The organism is Henriciella sp. (genome assembly GCF_049649345.1).
Lineage (GTDB): Bacteria > Pseudomonadota > Alphaproteobacteria > Caulobacterales > Hyphomonadaceae > Henriciella.
This window is the reverse complement of record NZ_JBARZC010000570.1, coordinates 1-2,824: the sequence shown is the minus strand read 5'-3', so window position 1 is coordinate 2,824 and position 2,824 is coordinate 1. Positions and strand designations below refer to the sequence as shown.

At 63.4% G+C, this 2,824-nt stretch carries 6 protein-coding genes and 2 pseudogenes; 5 read left to right on the top strand and 3 right to left on the bottom strand.

What is annotated here, in order from left to right; translation table 11 throughout:
- A partial coding sequence (locus WA989_RS15810) for a transposase (protein WP_424341441.1) occupies nucleotides 1-202 on the bottom strand: 202 nt, incomplete at its 3' end.
- 272 nt (nucleotides 203-474) lie between these two features.
- On the opposite strand from WA989_RS15810, the pseudogene WA989_RS15805 reads away from it, so the two are divergent.
- Nucleotides 475-711, top strand: a pseudogene (locus WA989_RS15805) (DUF7662 domain-containing protein); the annotation flags it as partial.
- Between the two features lie 93 nt (nucleotides 712-804).
- Here the strand turns inward: WA989_RS15805 and WA989_RS15800 are convergent.
- Nucleotides 805-939, bottom strand: a complete 135-nt coding sequence (locus WA989_RS15800; RefSeq protein WP_424341440.1) for a hypothetical protein — start codon at nucleotides 937-939, stop codon at nucleotides 805-807.
- Between WA989_RS15800 and WA989_RS15795 the strand changes: the two genes are divergently transcribed.
- The 4 genes from WA989_RS15795 (at nucleotide 938) to WA989_RS15780 (ending at nucleotide 2,483) form a co-directional block, all read left to right on the top strand.
- Nucleotides 938-1,348, top strand: a complete 411-nt coding sequence (locus WA989_RS15795; protein ID WP_424341439.1) for a DUF2958 domain-containing protein — start codon at nucleotides 938-940, stop codon at nucleotides 1,346-1,348. The genes WA989_RS15800 and WA989_RS15795 overlap by 2 nt on opposite strands.
- Nucleotides 1,345-1,545: a hypothetical protein gene (locus WA989_RS15790; RefSeq protein WP_424341438.1), complete on the top strand. Its 201-nt coding sequence runs from the start codon at nucleotides 1,345-1,347 to the stop codon at nucleotides 1,543-1,545. Before WA989_RS15795 ends, WA989_RS15790 begins: the two co-directional genes overlap by 4 nt.
- Nucleotides 1,542-1,958: a hypothetical protein gene (locus tag WA989_RS15785; protein ID WP_424341437.1), complete on the top strand. Its 417-nt coding sequence runs from the start codon at nucleotides 1,542-1,544 to the stop codon at nucleotides 1,956-1,958. Before WA989_RS15790 ends, WA989_RS15785 begins: the two co-directional genes overlap by 4 nt.
- A gap of 138 nt (nucleotides 1,959-2,096) precedes the next feature.
- A complete protein-coding gene (locus WA989_RS15780) occupies nucleotides 2,097-2,483 on the top strand; it encodes a hypothetical protein (protein WP_424341436.1) in 387 nt (128 codons plus the stop codon).
- A gap of 32 nt (nucleotides 2,484-2,515) precedes the next feature.
- Here the strand turns inward: WA989_RS15780 and WA989_RS15775 are convergent.
- Nucleotides 2,516-2,824: pseudogene (locus WA989_RS15775) on the bottom strand (hypothetical protein); the annotation flags it as partial.

Here is a 2,824-nt window from a genome sequence, read left to right as displayed (position 1 = left end):
CGTCAGCAGACGGCCGAGGGCGATGAAAGCGGTTGTAGATCGTGGTCGGCGGGCCGTAGGCCGCAGGGCAGTCCTGCCAGCGGCAGCCGGACTTGAGGACGTGCATGATGCCCGAGATGACGCGGCGATCGTCGACCCGCCGCGCACCCGGCTGGTTCTCGGGCATGAACGGCTCGATCGCTGCCCACTGCGCCTCGGACAGCTACAACAGGTTCTTCATCTCGACCCCTTTGCCACGGCAAACGTGATCGCAGAGGTAGTTCACTGCGCTTAGTCAGCAACCTGATTGGGTTCGGAGCCTAATATCGTTCGCGGGTAGCGAGGGAGCTGTCGACGACGGCGGTGAGTTCTGGTCTGATCGATAGCAATTGTGCGCGGTAAAACTATCTGGCCGCATAGGCAGGATTTCAGTATTATTTGCACATTGAAATTTAATCGGGATGAGCATTGAGCAAGTAAGATCCCCTATATCAATATCTGGTTACCGCCGACAATGGACTTTTGCGTCTGCGCTTTGTCGACATTGAACGAATACTCGGCTTTACCCTGCCGGCCAGCGCGCGCCGCTATTCGGCATGGTGGGCCAATGATGCAAGCGCCGGCCGCCAGTCGCAGGCCTGGTTGTCGACCGGCTGGCGTACCGCCAAACTTGATCTTGATCGCAAGGCCGTTTCGTTTGTGCGCGAACACGGTGAGAGCCGGGGCCGCTGATCCCCGTCTACGCGGGGACGCTCAAGACAGGCATCTCCCTTCCCGCCGGTGTTTCTCAAACATGAACGCGTCATAGCCGGACGCGCCGTCCGCTCAATGCCCCGCCCGCACCCCTCCGCCTTCGCCAGAGCTTTGGCGGACCGTGTTGGGCATGACCGGGCCGGCTGTGCCGTCCGGCTTCTTCTTCTCGCGTCTTGAGAAAACCCCGATGCGAAAGGAGACAATCATGAAACTCTTGACCACTACCATCCGCGAACAGCTTTTGCGCAACGGCCGTATTCAGGCCGCCCTGGCCGAAGAGGGCCGCACCGACGCGGACTTCCTGCCGGTCGTGAAGCTGTTCACACCCGATGCGAACTGCACCTGGCTGCTGAGCGAGCTCGATCCCGAGGACCCGGACATTGCCTTTGGCTTATGCGATCTCGGCATGGGCTGTCCTGAACTTGGCAGCGTGCGGATATCCGAGCTGGAATCCGTGCGCGGCGCGTTCGGTCTGCCGGTAGAGCGCGATCTGCACTTTGCGCCCGCTCACGTGCTCTCGGTCTATGCCCGCGCCGCGTGGAATGCGGCGGCGATCACCGAGAACCCGCAGGCCCTGGCTATGGCCGCTGAACAGGCGGCAGGAGGTGCGGCATGACAGGTAAGCAGCGCACCGAACATGCCCGCCACGCCATCGCCGCTTCCTGCTTTGCGCGGGGCGAGGCGATTGCCTACGGCGAGGATGCGGTCACCGATCTTCAGCACTTCTGCATGGCGCGGGGACTGGATTACTGGCGCTGCGCCCGCATGGCGGCGCTTCATTTTGACGCCGAGCGCGAAGGCGGTGCGTCATGAGCGAGACCTTCACGGTAGACCCAGCGCGCCTTGCGGCCGGAACCTGGTGCCACAAGCGTGACCGGATGATCGGAGAGGGCGATATCGCCGCTTCCTACAGCGCCGACCGGATCGGTCTTGGCAAGCCGGTGCGCACGCCCTTTCGTTGGTGCGGCGGTTCATATATCTGCGTTGGTATGCAGTTTTGCGGCGGCACGCAGTCCGCGCGAGCTTACCGGCTTTGCGATCTGCGTGTTTTCGACGGTGAGCCAGTTACCTACCGGGAGCGCTGCGCTAACGGCGATGCGGCGCGAGCTGACTCGATGGGCTTTTATCACGGCATGCGCGTCAGGCATGGAGGGCGCTATTACGTACTGTGCGGGCCAGAAGCGAGCTTCGTGCCGGGCAAGACCGAGCAGCTGGCCTTGTTCTGACCGAGTGTCCAGGACGCAGCGCTCCGGTTGTCGGCGGGTGCCGTGCGATCGCGGTGCTTACGCGGCAGGCCGGTCTCTCACCCCTCCGAGATGTCTGGAACCCTGTGTGCCGGCTTCTCCTGATGCCGGCTTGTTTCAATGCCTTACGGTTATGCGCAGGGCGCGCCGGAGCGCAACGGGCTGCCCGCACCACTCCGGCTGCGCCGGACCGTGTGGCCCGTTTCCCTGGCGGTGCGCTCCGGCTTTGCCGCCCTGCCGCTATGCCCTTGTCATCTTGAAACAAACCAACAGGAGAAGAAAATGGCACAGACCCAGACACATAACGCAGAAGAGAAGAAAGCACCGGCCCTGATCGCCTACCACGTCCCCGATCGCGAGAAGGCCCCCTGGACCCGGATCGGCGCCGCGTGGGATCACAAGGACGGCGAAGGTTACAGCCTGCAGCTCGATCTGGTCCCGATGGGAAGCGGCCGCATCGTCCTGCGGACCTTCGATCCCAAGCTGACCGAAGAGGAGAGCGCGTGAGCGCTCTCCTAACAGGATCGCAGGGGCATCGCCTAGAACTCGAATCCGCGGGTTCGGCGGTGCCCTTGCGCATTGAGCGCCGCGCGGCGCTCTTTCCAGCCGTCCTGACGACGGGCGGTTTCCTGCTCCATCGCCTGGCGCTCGGCACGCAGCCGCGGATCGTGGGCGAGGCCCTCGCGGGCGAAGAGCTTCTCGATTCCGGCCTCGTGCTGTCTGATCAGTGCGGCATGTTCGCTCTTGTTGTTCGTCTCGACGCGGCGGGCGGCGGCTTTTTCGAGCACGGCGCCGGTCAGGCGCGTGCGCGTGCTCCAGGACGGCTGCAGAGTTTGATTGGGCTGTTC